Origin of the sequence: Thiohalophilus sp. (assembly GCF_034521165.1) — a bacterium.
In the GTDB taxonomy this organism is placed as follows: domain Bacteria; phylum Pseudomonadota; class Gammaproteobacteria; order UBA6429; family Thiohalophilaceae; genus Thiohalophilus.
Map to the genome: position 1 here is coordinate 41,007 of NZ_JAXHMV010000012.1, position 16,442 is coordinate 57,448.

Sequence of the window (16,442 nt, forward strand, 5' to 3'; positions counted from 1 at the left end):
CCGGTTCCCTGCGCTTCTCGCTCCAGTCGGGCTCGCCAGACGGGCCTTCCATGGCCCGACTGTCGAGTGGCGGCATCCCTGCCGCCACCCTGACGGGCTATTCCTCCTTCCTCTGCGATGCTCGGCGGCGTCTGACGGGACCACAAACAAACTAGATGGAGTAGGGAAAACCCCAATATCTCGGCAAAACGGTACATTGCCAACCTCGAAAAGCCGCTGCATCCCTGCTACGATTATGGTTAATTTCTGTAATATCAGGACCCGGGTCCGGAATAGACAGAATCTGTCTATATCCTGGAAAAGGCAGATTCTGTCTAATAATGGTATGGACTCCCCCTTCTCCAACGGCATCGCATGTGCCAGATTGGAGATGATAGTCAGCCAATCATAGAGAGGGGGAGTCATGAAAAAGATAGCACGTATTGGATTGGATCTTGCAAAAAATGTATTCCAGGTTCATGCCGTTACAACAACAGGTGAAGTTATCGTTAGCAAAAGCCTAAAACGTGCCAAGCTATTGGAATTTTTTGCGCAGTGTGAGCCCTGCCTGGTTGGCATGGAAGCCTGTGGTAGCGCGCATCACTGGGCACGTGAATTGACGGTATTAGGACACGAAGTGCGCCTCATGGCGGCACAATTTGTCACGCCCTATCGCAAGAGCGGCAAGAATGATCGTAATGATGCCGAGGCGATCTGCGAAGCGGTATCGCGCCCGACGATGCGATTTGTACCAGTGAAAACAGTTGAACAACAGGCCATATTGAGCGTACACCGATCTCGCACTCTATTGATTGGAGAACGGACCGCGTTAATTAACCATCTGCGTGGCTTGTTAGGTGAATTTGGGATTGTGTTGCCGCAGGGAGCAAAGAAAGTTCGGCAGGAGATGCCTCGGGTGCTCGAAGATGCAGAGAATGGATTGCCGGATATAGCACGTGAAGTATTTGCAGATAATTATACAAGACTGAGACAGCTCGATCAGAGGATAAATGAGTATGACTGTCGAATTGCACAAATAGCCAAGGATAATCACCTGGCACAGCGGATCATGCAAATAGAAGGGGTGGGACCGATTACGGCAACGGCTGTGGTTGCGAGCGTGGGTGAAGCCAAAACCTTTGCGAATGGTAGGCAGTTTGCGGCCTGGTTAGGCCTGACTCCACGACAAAAGTCGTCGGGCGGACGGAGCCGTTTAGGACGAATCAGTAAACGGGGTGATACATATCTACGTACCCTTATCATCCACGGGAGTCGTTCTGCCATGTTACAGACATCCAAGCGAGATGATGCGAAGAGCCGTTGGGTTGAGTCTTTGAAAGAGCGGCGGAATCAGAATGTGGCGGCGGTGGCGCTTGCTGCAAAAAATGCACGGATTATGTGGGCGATGTTGTCACGTGATGAACCCTATCGCCGAGCAGCGTAGTTAAATTAAAATATCACAGGTTTGCGCGGAAAAGAGAGTGATGGTGAACAGGTAAGACCGACGTGAGCAGAACCTGATAACAGTGTTGGCCATCAAAGGCCGCTCTAATAATGAGGAGCTTGCGTGCGAATTTCCATCAGGGCCATGGCATGACTAAGCCAATGAATAGGCCGGATATATTTGTGCAGTCTTACTCTATGTTTTTTGTAGGCTCTTTTCTGGCAAAACAGGGGGAGTCCATATAATCACTGTTATGCCTAATAGGTAGAATATTGGAAACTGATTCTAAAATTGAATTTCTAAAGTTTCAGGAAGTGTTCGAATCGAACTATCCTGTTATTTTAGAAGCATATGAGAATCATTATGGGTGGCCAGAAATGGACACACTTCGCCACGAAGCATGTTTATGTATAGCGTTTGGGCTAAGTCAATCGGCAATAACTATCTGTAATCACTTGATGGAAAGTCTCCTAAAATACTCGCTTATTTATCATCATTCAGTGAATAATGAAAAACCATTCAATTCAGGTGCTGATCTTGTAGAAATAATGGAAGCGTACACTGAATCAGGTATAAAAAAATATGGGCACTTAACTCTGAGTCAGGCTATTAAGGCGGCGTACTCTAGTGGACTAATCCACGAAGAAGAAAGGAAAGTGCTAAATGAGTTTCGCGATGAATTCAGAAACGCATATTCTCATGCAGACAAGGAAAAAACGTTTGGAAACACTTCGGTCTCCGTGCAAAGTGCAAAAATTAATTCTGAGGGTATAGTGCCTGGAATTCCTGTGCAGGCTGTAATAGCGAAGAATCCAATAGTTCATAGCATAGCCCAGGCAGAAAAAGCCAAACAAGATGCGCCAATTTATTTCTCATACATAGATAAGTTGGTTAGGCTTATGAAAGATAGAGTTTTTCCAAATGGTTAAATTAAGGCTTAACAATCGCCACCACAGAATTCGCTCCCTTCGGTTTCTCTCCTGTGAGGCAGGACGTTAAGCGTCAATAAGAATTGAGATATGGAATGAGCAAATACTATCCTCCAACTTTTGAAGAAGAAAACTTTCATTGCATAAAGTGCGGTGTATATGCCGAGCAATCTTGGCACCAACTGGCTATCGTAGGACATGGCAGAAGTGAGTTTATGGCATCAAAGTGTCATCACTGCTGGGAATTCTGCTTTTGGTATCAAGATAGAATGATCGTTCCATCTGAAGCACCAGTCCCTCCGGCTCATATTGATCTTCCTGAAAATTGCCAAGAAGAATATGAAGAGGCGAGAGATATCGTTGCAAGGTCTCCGCGCGCAGCAGCAGCTTTGCTAAGGCTGTGTGTTCAAATGTTGATGATAGAGCTTGGGGAAAAAGGTAAGAATATAAATGATGATATTGGCTCTCTCGTGAAGAAAGGCCTGCCTGTCGAAGTTCAACAGGCTTTGGATTATTGTAGAGTAATCGGGAACAATGGCGTACATCCCGGAGAGATAGAACTGTCTGATGACCCTGGGATTGCGCATAGTATTTTCGAGATGATCAATTTTATTGTAGAGGACAGAATATCCCGGCCCAAAAAAATAGCTGATTTGTATGGAAAACTGCCCGAGGAGCTCTCAAGGCTGTCCAAAAACGGGATGAAAATAATGGCAGCGCTTAACAAAGCGTTGCACCGGTCAAGCCGGTGAACGCGGCGTTATATGCAATAAAATAATCGTCAATATGGAACTTTGTGACTCATTGAAACCAATCTATGATCTTGAAATTGCCTTAGGCAATGAAGTAGAAAGTATTGATTCACCCGCAGGGTTAAAGTGTCCTTATGCTGTTAATTTTAAAAACAAACTGCACTTTATTGAAATTGAAAAACAATTAACCCTTTCTGCTAGTGTTGAGCAGTGGTCAAATAAAGATGCGCATTACCCTCTGCAAAAGGGTTATTTTTGCGGCAAATACAAACACTCAGTCGCAGGGCCGATCTAGTATTTATTGCTAAAATGCATATAACAAGCCCATCGGGGTCAGGTCTTGCGTTTTGCTTCATGAAAGGCAAAACGCAAGACCTGCCCAGGAATGTGGTAATACTAAAAACACCTCTTCAGTTACTAGAGATCAACATGGAAATGCATTCAGGAACCACAATGAAAATTATTGGTATTGTCCTGGTAGTTTTAGGAATTGGCCTTGCAATATGGGGGTATCAATTATCTGGTTCTGTCGGATCACAAATAACACAAGCAGTTACAGGTTCAGATACAGACAAGGTAATGACTTTCTACATTGTTGGCGCCATCAGTTTTGTTGTTGGCATCTACCTATTTGCTAAAAAATAATACTGGAGGAAACATGGATATTATTAGCTTATTAATATTTCTAGCTGTTGGCGCGCTGGTTGGGTGGCTTGCTGGCACCATCGTGAAGGGAACAGGATTTGGTGTCATAGGAAATATTATCGTAGGAATTGTTGGTGCCATAGTGGGCGGCTTTGTATTCGGCTTGCTCGGCATAACAACAGGCGGGTTTTTAGGCTCTATCATTATGGCCACTATTGGCGCTGTTATTTTGTTAGTTTTAATTGGTGTTATTAAGAAGGCCTAGCTCCAGCTAACATGTAAATCAACCTGATAAATATTTCAGTGGGAAAAATTTTCCCACTGAAATATTCACAGATTATTTGGGCGTTATAAAACCCAGAGATCATGTGTGACTCGATTTAGAATGTCAGGTTGCGCACAGTGCTACCTGACATTCTCCGCATCGGCAGGGGTGTCACGCAGGCTATCGCCAGCGTGATCGACAAGGTTAGCCCCTGGCCCCTAGCCGGGGCGCTACCCCGGCATCAGCCTGATCACGCAGGTATTCGTCGTAAGTACCACTGAAATTTGTCACGCCAGTGGCGGACAGTTCGATGATCCGGGTCGCCAGCGAGGAGACGAACTCGGTGTCGTGGCTGACGAAGATCAGCGTGCCGGGATAGTTCTCCAGCGCCAGATTCAGTGCTTCGATGGATTCCATATCCAGATGGTTGGTGGGCTCGTCCATCACCAGGACATTGGGTTTTTGCAGCATCAGCTTGCCGAACAGCATGCGACCCTGTTCGCCCCCGGAGAGGGCATTGACCGATTTTTTGATCTCGTCCTGGGAGAACAGCATCCGGCCCAGTACCGCGCGTACGGCCTGCTCGTCATCACCGGGCTGTTTCCACTGACTCATCCAGTCAAACAGCGACAGGTCGTGACTGAAGTCACTGGCGTGATCCTGGGCATAGTAACCAATGTTGATGTTCTCCGACCATTTCACATGGCCGCTGTCCGGTTCCAGATCATTGACCAGAGTGCGCAGCAGCGTGGTCTTGCCGATGCCGTTGGGGCCGATGATGGCAATGCGTTCGCCCACTTCAATCAGCAGATTCAGGTTTTCGAACAGGGTCTCGCCGTCGAAACCCTTGCTCAGCTCAGTGACTTCCAGCGCATTGCGATAGAGTTTCTTGGCCTGGTCAAAGCGGATGAACGGGCTTTGTCGAGAGGAGGGTTTGACCTCTTCGAGTTCGATCTTTTCGATCTGTCTGGCCCGCGAGGTGGCCTGTTTGGCCTTGGAGGCATTGGCCGAGAAGCGACTGACGAAGGTCTGCAGTTCGGCGATCTGCGCCTTTTTCTTGGCGTTTTCGTTCAACAGCCGCTCGCGGGCCTGGGTGGCGGCGGTCATGTACTCGTCGTAATTGCCGGGATAGACGCGCAGTTCACCGTAGTCCAGATCGGCCATGTGGGTGCAGACGCTGTTAAGAAAGTGACGATCATGGGAGATGATGACCATGGTGCTGTTGCGTTCGTTGAGCACGCGCTCCAGCCAGCGAATGGTGTTGATATCCAGGTTATTGGTCGGCTCGTCCAGCAGCATGATGTCCGGATCGGCAAACAGGGCCTGGGCCAGCAGGACGCGCAGTTTCCAGCCGGGGGCCACGGCGCTCATCGGGCCGGTGTGCTGTTGTTCGGGAATCTCCAGCCCCAGCAGCAACTCGCCGGCCCGGGCCTCGGCGGTATAGCCGTCCAGTTCGGCGAATTCGACCTCCAGCTCGGCCACCTGCATGCCGTCCGCTTCGCTCATCTCCGCCTGGGAATAGATGCGATCCCGCTCCTGCTTCACCTGCCACAGGCGATCATGGCCCATGATGACGGTATCCAGTACGGTATATTCTTCAAACGCGAACTGGTCCTGGCGCAGTTTGCCGACCCGCTCGTTTTCATCCACCGAGACGTTGCCGGAGCTGGGAGCCAGATCGTTGCCGAGTATTTTCATCAGCGTGGATTTGCCACAGCCGTTGGCGCCAATCAGGCCGTAGCGATTGCCGTTGCCGAATTTGACAGAGATGTTTTCAAACAGGGGTTTGGCCCCAAACTGCATGGTGATATTGGCGGTTGTAATCAAGGGAGACTTCCGGGGTAAGGAGTGTGTAAAGAAGCTCGTGATAATAACACACCCCGCTGTCCGAAAAGAGGGGGCCGGGCGATATATTGAGCCCGTTAGCGGGCAGCCCGGCCGAGGCGGGCCATTTTTTGCAGCCAGCGTTGGCGGTGGTCGGCACTGCCTTCCACCATGCCAATGATGCTTTCGCGTACCGGGCTGATGCCGGTGAACTTGAGAATATTGCGCTCCAGGCTTTTGAGGCTATGCGCGCGAAATATCCAGCGATAGGCCAGGGCCGGCATACCCATGGTGACAACAATCCGTGCCGATTTTCCCTTGAGCAGCTTTATCCAGCGCTGGCCGCCATCCAGCGGTTGCATGGCAAAGCCGGGGCGAAACAGCTGCTCGAAAAAACCTTTTAACAATGCCGGCATTCCCCCCAGCCACAGGGGATAAACGATGACCAGGTGATCAGCCTGGCGGACCTGTTCCTGACAGTCACGAATCACCGCCGGCGTCTCGCCTGCGTGAAATTCAGCGAAGTTTTTTAACAGGGGGAAATCCAGGGCCGCCACCTGGATGGTCTCAACCTCATGACCGGCCGCCTTCGCGGCGTCGCTATAGGTCATTGCCAGCGCATGACCGTAATGGGATGTATCGGGGTCCGGGTGACCCTGAATGACCAGAATTTTCAAATCCGGCTCCTGAGGATGACGCAAGTTGTGGTATTTTGCTAACGATAATAGTAGTTGTTCAACATACATTTTGCAGTGAATACCCGATAGCAATTATTTGATACGACGCCGGGTCGGCGCTGTAACGTCAACGACAGTAACAGGGGGGAAGTGATGGTGGGACAACGAAGCCTGATGGTTGCCGGATTGTCACTGTTATTATTCTGGCTGTGTGTAGCGGCCGAGGCGAGCGACAACAGCCATTATGATCGGATTCATCTCTCCGTCTCTGCCCAGGAAGAGGTCGATAACGATACGCTGCGGGCCGTCTTGTCGGCGCGTGAGGAGGGGGAGGAATTGCCGGCGCTTGCCGATGCGGTTAACCGGACGGTAAAACAGGCTATCGCGCAGAGCAAGCAGGTACCGGAGGTCGAGGTCCGTACCCTGGCGTATCAAACCCGCCCGCGATATCAAAAACAACGTTTGATCGGCTGGCAGGTGCGTCAGGCCATCGAACTGAAAAGCGGGGATATCAAGGTGCTGAGCACGTTGCTGGGCCGTCTGCAGAAAACGATGGCGATCGACTCGCTGGGTTATACGATTTCACCCGCCCGGCGCGAGGCCATGGAACAGACCCTGATCAGCCGGGCCATCGAGCAATTTCAGCAGCGCGCCGAACATGTGACCCGTCAGCTGGGACGCCAGGAGTTTCGCCTGGTGGAAATGCAGATCAATACCGAAGGGCAAGCGGCGCATCTCAGGGCAATGCAAAGTGTTTCCGCCATGTCGGAAAGTGCGGTAACTGCCCCTGTTGTTGAGCCGGGGACACAGACCCTGCAGGTGACCCTCAATGCAACCATCGAGTTAACAGTAAAATAGGCAGGGGTAAAGGCGGGGTGGTTTGTACACCCCGCGCAATCGTTACAGCCGTGGAAAGGGTTACTGGCCGGGACCTTTGCCCTTGGTTGAAATCTTCAGGGGCGCATAGGCCGGACAAAAGCCGATAATACTGGTGAGCAGGAATACCAGGGCAATAATCCCCAGCACAATGGCCAGCGTGCCCGAAATTACGTTCGTGAGATACAGCGCGGCAATGATAATCGCAATGATAATGCGAATGGCGCGATCGGCAGTGCCCATATTCTGATTCATGTTTCCTCCTGGAATCGATTTGTGTTGTGTTTCTTCAGTGTAGTGTTTTCAGCGACAGATGCAATTCCCTGAAAAATACCCCAGTATTTTACTCAAAAATTAACTTATACATGAATTAAATATCTGAAGTGTCGCTTTGCGTACCCTGTCACTACACTGGCCCGGTATTGGCGTGGTTACCGGGCAGCGCGTTTCCCGACAACAGCCACGAATTCTTTCTCAATAATAAGGAACGGTAAATGGAAGATAAAGCTGTTAAACGAACCCTGGGCTACCTGTTTGCCAGCCTGTTTGGCTTTTTTGTATTGATGATCGTACTGGCCCGCAGCATCGTCTATTAACCTCAAGGCGGATCGGCTGGCGGCGTTTCGCGCGTTGCCAGCGTCAGTCACTGTTTCCCGCCATTGTCCCTAGCAAATACGGGCATGTTGTGAGCCGCGCATGAGTCGGCGAAATGCCGTTCCCTTCAGGTGAATCAGATCCTCGTGATCGCCGGCTTCCAGGTATACCTCCGGGCACTCCTCGAGGCTTTCATCCACTACTGTGGCAATCCCGTAGGCGTCACCCAGGGGGGGCAGCGCGCCGGGATCACAATCGTTGAACAGCGGGGATAACTCGGCTTCGGTCGCCAGGCCCATGCGTCGATTCAACACCTGGTTGAGACGCCCGATCCGGACGTGGCGGTTGGCGGGAATCACCGCCATCACATACCCGTTCTCGTCTTCCAGAATCACCGACTTGGCCAGCCGATCCGGCGGAATATGCGCACTGTTGGCGCTGTTAACGCTGGTATCGGTATGGCGGTGAGGTAACAGGTCGTAAGCAATGCCCTTGTGGGCCAGATAGGTTTGCAGGGTAAGTGCGATAGCCATGATACACCTCCGTGTATACAGCCAATGTGTGATATAAACAGTATAGTCGAGTATCGCCAGTATGCACGAATCCCAGTATGCACGAATCATAGTGCAATACCGGGTTTTACCCCTGCAAGGTATTTGATAAACTGCCAGCGTGCCTAAAATCTTCAAATTTTTTCCGGGTTATTAAACCAGTTGATGAATCATGCTAAATACAATTAAAAAGTTTTTTGAACAAAATCTGTCGCCCGAGCAGACAGAAGATAACGAGCACACATTAAAGCTGGCAACCGCCGCACTGCTGATCGAAATGATGCAGCAGGACGGTAAAACGACCGAAGATGAGATTCAGGCAGTCAAATCCGCGCTACGGACCAAATTCGAACTGAGCGAGTCGGAAACCCGGACCCTGTTTGAACTGGCGCGGGAAGAGGCGAAGCAGGCGACGGACTTTCATCAGTTCACCCGTCTGATTCACAGTCATTTTCCGGAAGAAAAAAAGATCAAGGTGGTGGAATATCTCTGGACGATTGCCTATGCGGATAATGAACTGGATGCCCATGAAGAGCATCTGATCCGTAAAATCTCCGACCTGTTGTATGTCTCGCACAAGGATATGCTGAAGACCAAGCACAAGGTCCAGGCCGCTCAGGAAAGTGACGGCGATTGACGCTTCAGCGGCCGGCAGGACTCAGTTATGACTCATGGCACAGACATACAGATTGTAGAGGCCAGGCCGGAGCATATTTCCATTATCCACGCCATGATCGACGATCTGGCGATGCATTTACAACTGGGCCACGAACGGGTGGCAACCGAGCAGGATCTGCATAACGCGCTGTTTGGTCCGCAACCCCAGGCGGAAGTTATCCTGGCGTATGTCGGTGAGGCGGCGACCGGATTTGCCCTGTTTTATAACAATTACTCCACTTTTCGCGGACGCTGTGGCCTGCATCTGGAAGATTTGTATGTGCGGCCGAGGTGGCGCGCGCATGGCATCGGCAAGCGTCTGCTTTCGTATCTGGCCTGGCTGACCTTGCAGCGCGGTTGCAGTCGCCTGGAGTGGTGGGTACTGGGGGAGGATGAAAAAGCGATTGCCTTTTATGAAGCGCTGGGTGCCACTGCCAAGGAGGAATGGCAGATATTCCGTCTGCGTGGCGAACCATTGCAGTCTCTGGCGGATAAAATTCAGCATTGAGTCAGATTGCAGCGTCAAGATACAATCCGCTCAACAATGGCATCGAACAGCTCCCCATATACCAAAGGCCGCGGCGCCGGCAGCAATGTCGTTTCCCGCTTTGTTGAACACAAACGCGAGGTTGTCGATGATGGCTGGGAACCGACAGAGCGCACGCCGCTGCGTACCGAGATTTTTACCGATAACAGTCGCACGATTATCAGTCATAACAACTCGCCGGATGTCCCGTTCACCGCCTCCATTAACCCTTACAAGGGTTGCGAGCACGGCTGCAGTTACTGTTTCGCCCGTCCGACGCATACCTATCTGGATCTTTCCGCCGGACTGGATTTTGAAAGCAAGATCTATTGCAAACCCGGTGCCGCACAATTACTGCAGACCGAACTGTTCCGACCACGTTATTCGCCGCAGGTGATCGCGCTGGGCGCCAATACCGATGCTTATCAACCGGTTGAACGGGAAATGAAGATCACCCGGGCGATCCTCGAAGTCCTGAAGTCCCATCACCATCCTGTCGCGATCATCACCAAGTCGGCGCTGGTGGAACGGGATATTGATCTGCTGACACCCATGGCCGAGGCCAGACTGGTTCGGGTGTTTGTGTCCGTGACCACACTGGATCGGGATTTGGGGCGGCGACTGGAACCCCGTGCCGCGGCGCCGCAACGTCGCCTGGAGACCGTGCGCCGCTTGCACCAGGCCGGCATCCCGGTCGGGGTGTTGATGGCGCCGATTATCCCGGTGCTTAACGACAACGAAATCGAACAGTTACTGGGCGAGTGTGCCGCGGCCGGCGCCGAATCAGCCGGTTATGTCATTCTGCGTTTACCGCATGAGATCAAAGATCTTTTTGTCCAGTGGTTGCAGGAGCACTATCCCCTCAAGGCCGAACATGTGATGAACCGCATTCGCGATCTGCGCGGCGGGCAGGCGTATCGCAGCGAATTCGGCGAGCGCATGCGCGGCAGCGGGCAGTATGCCGACCTGATCGCGAAACGGTTCGCGCTGGCCTGCAAAAAACACAGCCTGAATCGACGTACACGGGAACTCGATTGCTCACAGTTCCGGGTTCCACCCAGAAGCGGGGATCAGATGGGGTTGTTCTGAAAAAAAATATTCACCGCAGAGGCGATGCCCTTCGGGCAGGTACGAGGGACGAGTTACGAGGGGCGAGGTAAGGCACCTGTAACATCAAAAATTTGAAAAGGACTTTCACTTTAACAATCTTTTCTTCGTGTCTTTGTGCCTTCGTGGTTAAGCTTTTCTTTGCGGTTCTCTGCGCGACGTACAGGGAAGTACTAGTGTCGCGGAAGTCAGGATGACGGGAGCGACCCTTTGCGCCTCTGCGTTGAATGTTTTTTATTTTGTCTTGCGCCGGACTTCGGTGACGTTGCTGAGCTGGTTGATGCGGGCCAGCACGGTGCTCAGGGCGTCGATGTCGGGGACTTCGGCGGTGAGGGTCAAGGTGGCGGTGTGGCTCTGTTTGTGTGACTGGGTGTTGACCGCGGTCACATCGATGCCGGAATTGGCCAGCAACGTGGTGATGTCGCGCAACAGTCCCTGACGATCGAAAGCCTGGATTTCGATATCCACCGGGTAGCTGCCACTGGAGCGTCGTCCCCATTCCACTTCGACGAAGCGTTCGGGATGTTCGGCGATGGCGCGCAGTACGTTGTGACAGTCACGTCGGTGTATGGAGACGCCCTGTCCCTGGGTAATGAAGCCGACAATGGCGTCACCGGGAACCGGTTTGCAGCAGCGGGCGAACTTGGTCAGCAGATCGCCGACCCCGTGGACTTCGATGTCCGAGGTGGCGGGACGCGCGCGGGGTTTGCGCAGCAGCGGGGCTTCGGCCTCGCTTTGTGGTGCCGGTTCGCTGAGGTGGTGGGCCGCGGTGGCGATGCGTCCGGGTTTGATATCTCCCCGCCCCAGCGCGGCGAGAAACTCATCCACCTGTTTGCAACCCATCTGGTTGGCCAGTTTTTCATAACCGATGTCGCTGAATCCGAGCCGTTTGAGCTCCCGCTCGACAATACTGCGCCCATCGGCAATATTCTGATCGAGATTCTGCAGCCGGAACCAGCGTTGCACCTGCTGACGTGCCTTGCTGGTCACCAGGTAGCCCAGCTGCGGATTCATCCAGTCGCGACTTGGCCCGCCTTTTTTAACACTGAGTATTTCCACCTGATCGCCGGTATGCAGCGGCTGGGTCAGGGAGACCATGCGACCGTTGACCTTGGCCCCGCGGCAGTGATGGCCCACTTCGGTATGAATCCGATAGGCGAAGTCCAGCGGGGTAGCGCCGGCGGGCAGATCGATGATGTTGCCCCTGGGGGTGAAGACATACACCCGATCGGCAAACACTTCGGACTTGAACTGGTCGACAAACTCACCGGCCTCGGCGATGTCTTCCTTCCATTCCAGCAACTGACGCAGCCAGGCGATTTTCTCATCGAAGGCCTGATTGCTCCGGATGCCTTCCTTGTAGCGCCAGTGCGCCGCCACGCCATACTCCGATTCCTGGTGCATATCCCAGGTACGGATCTGGACTTCCACGGTTTTGCCCTCCGGACCGATTACGGCCGTGTGGATCGAGCGGTAGTTGTTTTCCTTGGGCGTGGCGATGTAATCGTCGAATTCGCCGGGTAGATAATTCCACAGGGTATGGACAATCCCCAGTGCGGCATAACAGGCGGGAATGGTCTCCACATAAATGCGTACCGCACGCACATCATAAATCTGGTGAAAGGCCTGCTGCTTGCGCTGCATCTTTTTCCAGATGCCGTAGATGTGCTTGACCCGGCCCTTGACCTCGGCCTGAATCCCGGCCTTGTCCAGTTCACTCTGCAACTGATCCACAAAGCGGGTCAGGTAGTGTTCCCGTTCATTGCGGCGCTCGGCCAGATGTTCGGCGATCTGCTTGTAATCGGCCGGCCGCAGATAACGAAAAGCCAGGTCTTCCAGTTCCCACTTGAGTTGCCAGATGCCGAGGCGGTTGGCCAGCGGCGCGAAGATGTCCATGGTCTCGCGGGCGATGCGGCGCTGTTTTTCGCCAGGCAGGGCGGAGAGGGTGCGCATGTTATGCAGGCGATCGGCCAGTTTGATCAGCACCACGCGAACGTCCTCGGCCATGGCCAGCAACATCTTGCGCAGGTTTTCCGCCTGCAGATGTTCCTTTTGCTGTTGCGGATCCTCGCCGCGCAGGGTGGCGATAATGTCCATCTTGGTGACGCCGTCGACCAGGTGTGCGACATCCTCGCCGAACTGGCCCTGCAGATCTTCGAGGGTAAACCGGGTGTCTTCCACCACATCGTGCAGCATGGCGGCGCTGATGCTGTTGGCATCCAGATTGAGTTCGGTCAGGATCTGCGCCACCGCCAGGCTGTGCATAAAATAGGGTTCGCCCGAGGCGCGTTGCTGGCCCTCATGGGCCTCGCGGGACAGGGCGGCGGCGCGACGAATCAGTGTCAGATCATCAGGGCTGTAGTTGGTTTGCAGGCTGTTCAGCCAGGCATCGATATCCACCGGGCTGTCGGCGGCGATTTCGGGATGTTTGCGACTGACACTGACCATGCTTGACTCATGTTACGCGGCGGATTTTGCCACTACACTTACATTAAAGGATATATTCCTATAATTATCTATCTGGGTGGTTTTTCTGGCAGTTCAAGCCAGTGGCAACATCCGGCTGAATACAACCATTAACAACAGGAGTATCCATGTCGGATATTACCAATCCGGCCCTGGCGGACCAGGGCAGCAAGCGTATCGACTGGGCACTGGCAGAGATGCCGGTAATGCGTGATCTGATGCAGCATCTGGCCGAAGAGCGGCCGCTGGAAGGGTTGCGCCTCAGTGGCTGTCTGCATATTACCACTGAAACCGCCAATCTGGCGCGCACGCTCAGGGCTGCCGGGGCTGATCTGGTGTTGTGTGCCAGTAATCCGCTCAGCACGCAGGATGATGTGGCGGCCGCGCTGGTGGAGCGGCACGGCATTCCGGTGTTTGCACGGCGGGGCGAGTCGACCGAGGTCTATTACCGGCATCTGGGGGCCGCCCTGGATCATCAGCCGCATATCACGCTGGATGACGGGGCCGATCTGATCAGCGAGCTGCATAAAAATCGTGCGGATCTGCTGCCGCAGATGCTGGGCGGTACCGAAGAGACCACCACCGGCGTGATCCGCCTGCGCGCCATGGCGGCCGACGGCGCCCTGCGGGTGCCGGTGCTGGCGGTGAACGATGCCATGACCAAACATCTGTTCGATAACCGTTACGGCACCGGGCAAAGCGCGCTCGACGGGATTATCCGGGCGACCAATATTCTGCTGGCCGGCAAGACCTTCACCGTCATCGGTTATGGCTGGTGCGGACGGGGTGTGGCCCGGCGCGTGGCCGGCCATGGGGCGAACGTCATCGTCTGTGAAGTCGAACCGCTACGGGCTCTGGAGGCGGCCATGGACGGTTACCGGGTGATGCCCTTGCTGGAGGCAGCCCGCCAGTCGGATTTCATGCTGACGGTGACCGGTGACAAGCATGTGATCGATCGCGCGCATCTGGAAGTCATGAAGGATGGCTGCGTCATCGCCAATGCCGGTCATTTCAATGTGGAGATCAACCTGGATGCGTTGCAGGCGATGAGTCGCGACAAACAGCAGCCGCGGGAGCATGTAACAGAGTATCTATTACAGGATGGCCGTCGTATTCGCTTGCTGGCCGAGGGCCGTCTGGTCAACCTGGCGGCGGCGGAAGGTCACCCCTCGGCGGTGATGGACATGAGTTTTACCAATCAGGTGCTGGGTGTGATTCACCTGGCGCAACAACAGGCGCAACTTGGCCCGGGTGTGCATAGTGTACCGCAGGAAATCGATCAACAGGTCGCCCGACTGAAGCTGGCGGCCATGGCGATCGATATCGATACTCTGACCGACGTGCAAGAGGCCTATCTGACCAGCTGGCAGGAAGGAACCTGAGGCCGCAGTATGGGCGATAAACCGCAACAGATGCTCGACACCATCGCGGCCGAAGCCCGTTACACGGCTGGCATGACCGGGCGTGCGCAGTTCAGCGAGGGCGTGATGCGGGCATTGTCCGCGGTGGATCGTGGCGCGTTTGTTCCACCGGCCTACCGGGAGCAGGCCTATGACAACGGACCGTTACCCATTGGCAACGGCCAGACCATTTCCCAGCCCTATATCGTGGCCTTGATGACGGATTTGCTCGAATTGACGCCCGACAGCGTGGTGCTGGAAGTGGGAACCGGCTCGGGCTATCAGGCGGCAATCCTGGCGCAGCTGGCCCGGCAGGTTTACAGCCTGGAGCGGATCAGGGAACTGGCGGAGGCCGCCCGAAAACGCTTTGCAAAGTTCGGTTATACCAATATCGAGGTACGTTGTGCCAATGGGTATGACGGCTGGCAGGACAGGGCGCCGTTTGACGGGATTATTGTGACCGCGGCGGCCAGTGAGATTCCACCGGCATTGATCGAACAACTCGGGCCGGGCGGGCGGCTGGTGATCCCGGTCGGCCCGCCCTACGGCTATCAGGAATTATTGCAGGTCACGCGCAAACCGTCGGGTGATATCCACACGCGCAAGATTCTCGGCGTTGCCTTTGTTCCTCTGATCAACGAGCAAGACACGGATGACGCCACCAGACGCTGAACCGTGATTGCCGGTTCGTCATTCAGGCGAAGCGCTGCTGCAGATAGTCGATGATATCGTCCGATTCATACAGCCAGCGCACCTGGCCGTCATCCTCGGTGATACGCAGGCAGGGGACCTTGATTTCACCGCCGCCTTTGAGCAGTTCCTGGCGGTGCGCCGGGTTACCCAGGGCATCGCGTTTTTCGATATCCAGAGACAGTCGTTTGGCGGCCCGGCGGACCTTGATACAAAACGGGCAGGTGCGGAACTGGTAAAGCGCCAGCTTGCGGGTCTGTTCGTCAACCTGTTGTTGCTCTTGCGCTGAGCGTTTGATGCTACGGGGCGTGGTGAGTTTGTCCCCCAGCAGCATAAATGGCCCGAGCAGTGCGCGCAGGCCTTTAAAAAAATAACGTATCAACCACTTCATAATGACGACTTTTTGACAGAAAGGGCGTACAGCATAGCAAATCCCGGACAGATACGAAATTGAAGGGGATAACAGGGAAAAGAGCGGGGACCCCAAACGACGCCGCGACGCTGACCGTTTTATTTACCGGTGGGCGGGGGCGTTTCATTCATGGTGGACTCTGCTTGCGGCGTTACGGTTTTCCAGTAGCGATATTGATAGTCACGTCCCTCATCCCGGGTTTCCAGCGTCTGCATGCCCTGAGCTGCGAAAAACTCTCCGGCGCCGCTCTGGGCGCGGACCAGCAAACCATCGAGCTGGCGCTCACGCACCTGTTGTTCGGCAAGCTGCAACAGCTGGCGGCCGATCCCCTGATGCTGATACTCGGGATGGACGTAGAGACCGTGTAGCAGCAGGCCGCATTGACCGTTGGGCAATTCCCGCCGGTCAGCGGGCTCGAGCGCGACGACGCCAACGAGCGCCGGCGGGATTTGTGCGACCCATAAATCAAGATGATCCAGATCGTGCTCGTCGTAACGATAGCTGGGCAGGGCCAGGCGTTTGACCCGTTCGGGGAGATTCCAGCCCATGACGGCGGCCTCGATGACGGCATTGAGCTCTGGCAGATCGCGGCTGTTAGCCTGGCGTAATTGAGGCTCCCGCGGCGTCACCATAGAGGACTCAGCGCAT

General features: G+C 54.1%; 19 protein-coding genes. 12 read left to right on the forward strand and 7 right to left on the reverse strand.

Annotated features, from left to right (window positions below):
* The first annotated feature begins 403 nt into the window (after positions 1–403).
* The 6 genes from U5K34_RS11325 (at position 404) to U5K34_RS11350 (ending at position 4,014) form a co-directional block, all read left to right on the forward strand.
* Positions 404–1,423, forward strand: a complete 1,020-nt coding sequence (locus tag U5K34_RS11325) for an IS110 family transposase (protein ID WP_322568504.1) — start codon at positions 404–406, stop codon at positions 1,421–1,423.
* A gap of 500 nt (positions 1,424–1,923) precedes the next feature.
* Positions 1,924–2,352: a hypothetical protein gene (locus U5K34_RS11330; RefSeq protein WP_322568505.1), complete on the forward strand. Its 429-nt coding sequence runs from the start codon at positions 1,924–1,926 to the stop codon at positions 2,350–2,352.
* Between the two features lie 95 nt (positions 2,353–2,447).
* Positions 2,448–3,104: a DUF4145 domain-containing protein gene (locus U5K34_RS11335; protein ID WP_322568506.1), complete on the forward strand. Its 657-nt coding sequence runs from the start codon at positions 2,448–2,450 to the stop codon at positions 3,102–3,104.
* A 52-nt stretch (positions 3,105–3,156) separates the two neighbouring features.
* Positions 3,157–3,399, forward strand: coding sequence for a hypothetical protein (locus U5K34_RS11340; protein ID WP_322568507.1), 243 nt, complete (start codon positions 3,157–3,159; stop codon positions 3,397–3,399).
* 158 nt (positions 3,400–3,557) lie between these two features.
* On the forward strand, positions 3,558–3,749 hold the full coding sequence (locus U5K34_RS11345) for a DUF3185 family protein (RefSeq protein ID WP_416224092.1): 192 nt from the start codon (positions 3,558–3,560) through the stop codon (positions 3,747–3,749).
* A gap of 13 nt (positions 3,750–3,762) precedes the next feature.
* Entirely contained in the window at positions 3,763–4,014 is a 252-nt protein-coding gene (locus U5K34_RS11350; RefSeq protein WP_322568509.1) for a GlsB/YeaQ/YmgE family stress response membrane protein, read from the forward strand.
* Positions 4,015–4,218: 204 nt separating this feature from the next.
* Here the strand turns inward: U5K34_RS11350 and U5K34_RS11355 are convergent, their stop codons facing one another.
* The gene (locus tag U5K34_RS11355; protein WP_322568510.1) at positions 4,219–5,841 is read right to left on the reverse strand and encodes an ABC-F family ATPase; all 1,623 of its coding nucleotides are present in this window, start codon (positions 5,839–5,841) and stop codon (positions 4,219–4,221) included.
* A 95-nt stretch (positions 5,842–5,936) separates the two neighbouring features.
* On the reverse strand, positions 5,937–6,515 hold the full coding sequence (locus tag U5K34_RS11360) for an NAD(P)H-dependent oxidoreductase (protein WP_322568511.1): 579 nt from the start codon (positions 6,513–6,515) through the stop codon (positions 5,937–5,939).
* 153 nt (positions 6,516–6,668) lie between these two features.
* Here U5K34_RS11360 and U5K34_RS11365 point away from each other — a divergent pair, with 153 nt between their 5' ends.
* Complete coding sequence (locus U5K34_RS11365; protein ID WP_322568512.1) at positions 6,669–7,373, forward strand: SIMPL domain-containing protein; 705 nt, start codon at positions 6,669–6,671, stop codon at positions 7,371–7,373.
* A 60-nt stretch (positions 7,374–7,433) separates the two neighbouring features.
* Here the strand turns inward: U5K34_RS11365 and U5K34_RS11370 are convergent, their stop codons facing one another.
* Together U5K34_RS11370 and U5K34_RS11375 are read right to left on the reverse strand one after the other, a co-directional pair.
* Entirely contained in the window at positions 7,434–7,646 is a 213-nt protein-coding gene (locus tag U5K34_RS11370; protein WP_322568513.1) for a DUF2892 domain-containing protein, read from the reverse strand.
* A gap of 410 nt (positions 7,647–8,056) precedes the next feature.
* The gene (locus U5K34_RS11375; protein ID WP_322568514.1) at positions 8,057–8,518 is read right to left on the reverse strand and encodes a YbaK/EbsC family protein; all 462 of its coding nucleotides are present in this window, start codon (positions 8,516–8,518) and stop codon (positions 8,057–8,059) included.
* Positions 8,519–8,708: 190 nt separating this feature from the next.
* Between U5K34_RS11375 and U5K34_RS11380 the strand changes: the two genes are divergently transcribed.
* The 3 genes from U5K34_RS11380 to U5K34_RS11390 are packed head-to-tail and all read left to right on the forward strand — an operon-like array spanning position 8,709 to position 10,808.
* A complete protein-coding gene (locus U5K34_RS11380) occupies positions 8,709–9,173 on the forward strand; it encodes a TerB family tellurite resistance protein (protein WP_322568515.1) in 465 nt (154 codons plus the stop codon).
* 27 nt (positions 9,174–9,200) lie between these two features.
* On the forward strand, positions 9,201–9,701 hold the full coding sequence (locus tag U5K34_RS11385; protein ID WP_322568516.1) for a GNAT family N-acetyltransferase: 501 nt from the start codon (positions 9,201–9,203) through the stop codon (positions 9,699–9,701).
* Positions 9,702–9,737: 36 nt separating this feature from the next.
* Positions 9,738–10,808 (forward strand): PA0069 family radical SAM protein, encoded by a 1,071-nt coding sequence (locus U5K34_RS11390; RefSeq protein ID WP_322568517.1) that lies wholly within the window; start codon positions 9,738–9,740, stop codon positions 10,806–10,808.
* A 252-nt stretch (positions 10,809–11,060) separates the two neighbouring features.
* Here the strand turns inward: U5K34_RS11390 and relA are convergent, their stop codons facing one another.
* Positions 11,061–13,274 carry a GTP diphosphokinase gene (gene relA / locus U5K34_RS11395; protein ID WP_322568518.1) on the reverse strand — a complete coding sequence of 738 codons (2,214 nt, stop codon included), beginning with the start codon at positions 13,272–13,274 and terminating at the stop codon, positions 11,061–11,063.
* 146 nt (positions 13,275–13,420) lie between these two features.
* Here relA and U5K34_RS11400 point away from each other — a divergent pair, with 146 nt between their 5' ends.
* Complete coding sequence (locus tag U5K34_RS11400; protein ID WP_322568519.1) at positions 13,421–14,674, forward strand: adenosylhomocysteinase; 1,254 nt, start codon at positions 13,421–13,423, stop codon at positions 14,672–14,674.
* Positions 14,675–14,683: 9 nt separating this feature from the next.
* Entirely contained in the window at positions 14,684–15,364 is a 681-nt protein-coding gene (locus tag U5K34_RS11405) for a protein-L-isoaspartate(D-aspartate) O-methyltransferase (RefSeq protein ID WP_322568520.1), read from the forward strand.
* Between the two features lie 22 nt (positions 15,365–15,386).
* Here the strand turns inward: U5K34_RS11405 and U5K34_RS11410 are convergent, their stop codons facing one another.
* Both U5K34_RS11410 and U5K34_RS11415 read right to left on the reverse strand, forming a co-directional pair.
* Positions 15,387–15,773, reverse strand: a complete 387-nt coding sequence (locus tag U5K34_RS11410) for a glutathione S-transferase N-terminal domain-containing protein (RefSeq protein ID WP_322568521.1) — start codon at positions 15,771–15,773, stop codon at positions 15,387–15,389.
* A 119-nt stretch (positions 15,774–15,892) separates the two neighbouring features.
* Positions 15,893–16,426 carry a GNAT family N-acetyltransferase gene (locus tag U5K34_RS11415; RefSeq protein WP_322568522.1) on the reverse strand — a complete coding sequence of 178 codons (534 nt, stop codon included), beginning with the start codon at positions 16,424–16,426 and terminating at the stop codon, positions 15,893–15,895.
* Positions 16,427–16,442 lie beyond the last annotated feature (16 nt).

Excerpts from the sequence above, each read along its gene's own strand:
- U5K34_RS11325 (WP_322568504.1), top strand. The coding sequence starts at position 404 with ATGAAAAAGATAGCACGTATTGGATTGGATCTTGCAAAAAATGTATTC.
- U5K34_RS11335 (WP_322568506.1), top strand. The coding sequence starts at position 2,448 with ATGAGCAAATACTATCCTCCAACTTTTGAAGAAGAAAACTTTCATTGC.
- U5K34_RS11345 (WP_416224092.1), top strand. The coding sequence starts at position 3,558 with ATGAAAATTATTGGTATTGTCCTGGTAGTTTTAGGAATTGGCCTTGCA.
- U5K34_RS11350 (WP_322568509.1), top strand. The coding sequence starts at position 3,763 with ATGGATATTATTAGCTTATTAATATTTCTAGCTGTTGGCGCGCTGGTT.
- U5K34_RS11365 (WP_322568512.1), top strand. The coding sequence starts at position 6,669 with ATGGTGGGACAACGAAGCCTGATGGTTGCCGGATTGTCACTGTTATTA.
- U5K34_RS11370 (WP_322568513.1), bottom strand. The coding sequence starts at position 7,646 with ATGAATCAGAATATGGGCACTGCCGATCGCGCCATTCGCATTATCATT.
- U5K34_RS11375 (WP_322568514.1), bottom strand. The coding sequence starts at position 8,518 with ATGGCTATCGCACTTACCCTGCAAACCTATCTGGCCCACAAGGGCATT.
- U5K34_RS11380 (WP_322568515.1), top strand. The coding sequence starts at position 8,709 with ATGCTAAATACAATTAAAAAGTTTTTTGAACAAAATCTGTCGCCCGAG.
- U5K34_RS11385 (WP_322568516.1), top strand. The coding sequence starts at position 9,201 with ATGACTCATGGCACAGACATACAGATTGTAGAGGCCAGGCCGGAGCAT.
- U5K34_RS11390 (WP_322568517.1), top strand. The coding sequence starts at position 9,738 with ATGGCATCGAACAGCTCCCCATATACCAAAGGCCGCGGCGCCGGCAGC.
- relA (WP_322568518.1), bottom strand. The coding sequence starts at position 13,274 with ATGGTCAGTGTCAGTCGCAAACATCCCGAAATCGCCGCCGACAGCCCG.
- U5K34_RS11400 (WP_322568519.1), top strand. The coding sequence starts at position 13,421 with ATGTCGGATATTACCAATCCGGCCCTGGCGGACCAGGGCAGCAAGCGT.
- U5K34_RS11405 (WP_322568520.1), top strand. The coding sequence starts at position 14,684 with ATGGGCGATAAACCGCAACAGATGCTCGACACCATCGCGGCCGAAGCC.
- U5K34_RS11410 (WP_322568521.1), bottom strand. The coding sequence starts at position 15,773 with ATGAAGTGGTTGATACGTTATTTTTTTAAAGGCCTGCGCGCACTGCTC.
- U5K34_RS11415 (WP_322568522.1), bottom strand. The coding sequence starts at position 16,426 with ATGGTGACGCCGCGGGAGCCTCAATTACGCCAGGCTAACAGCCGCGAT.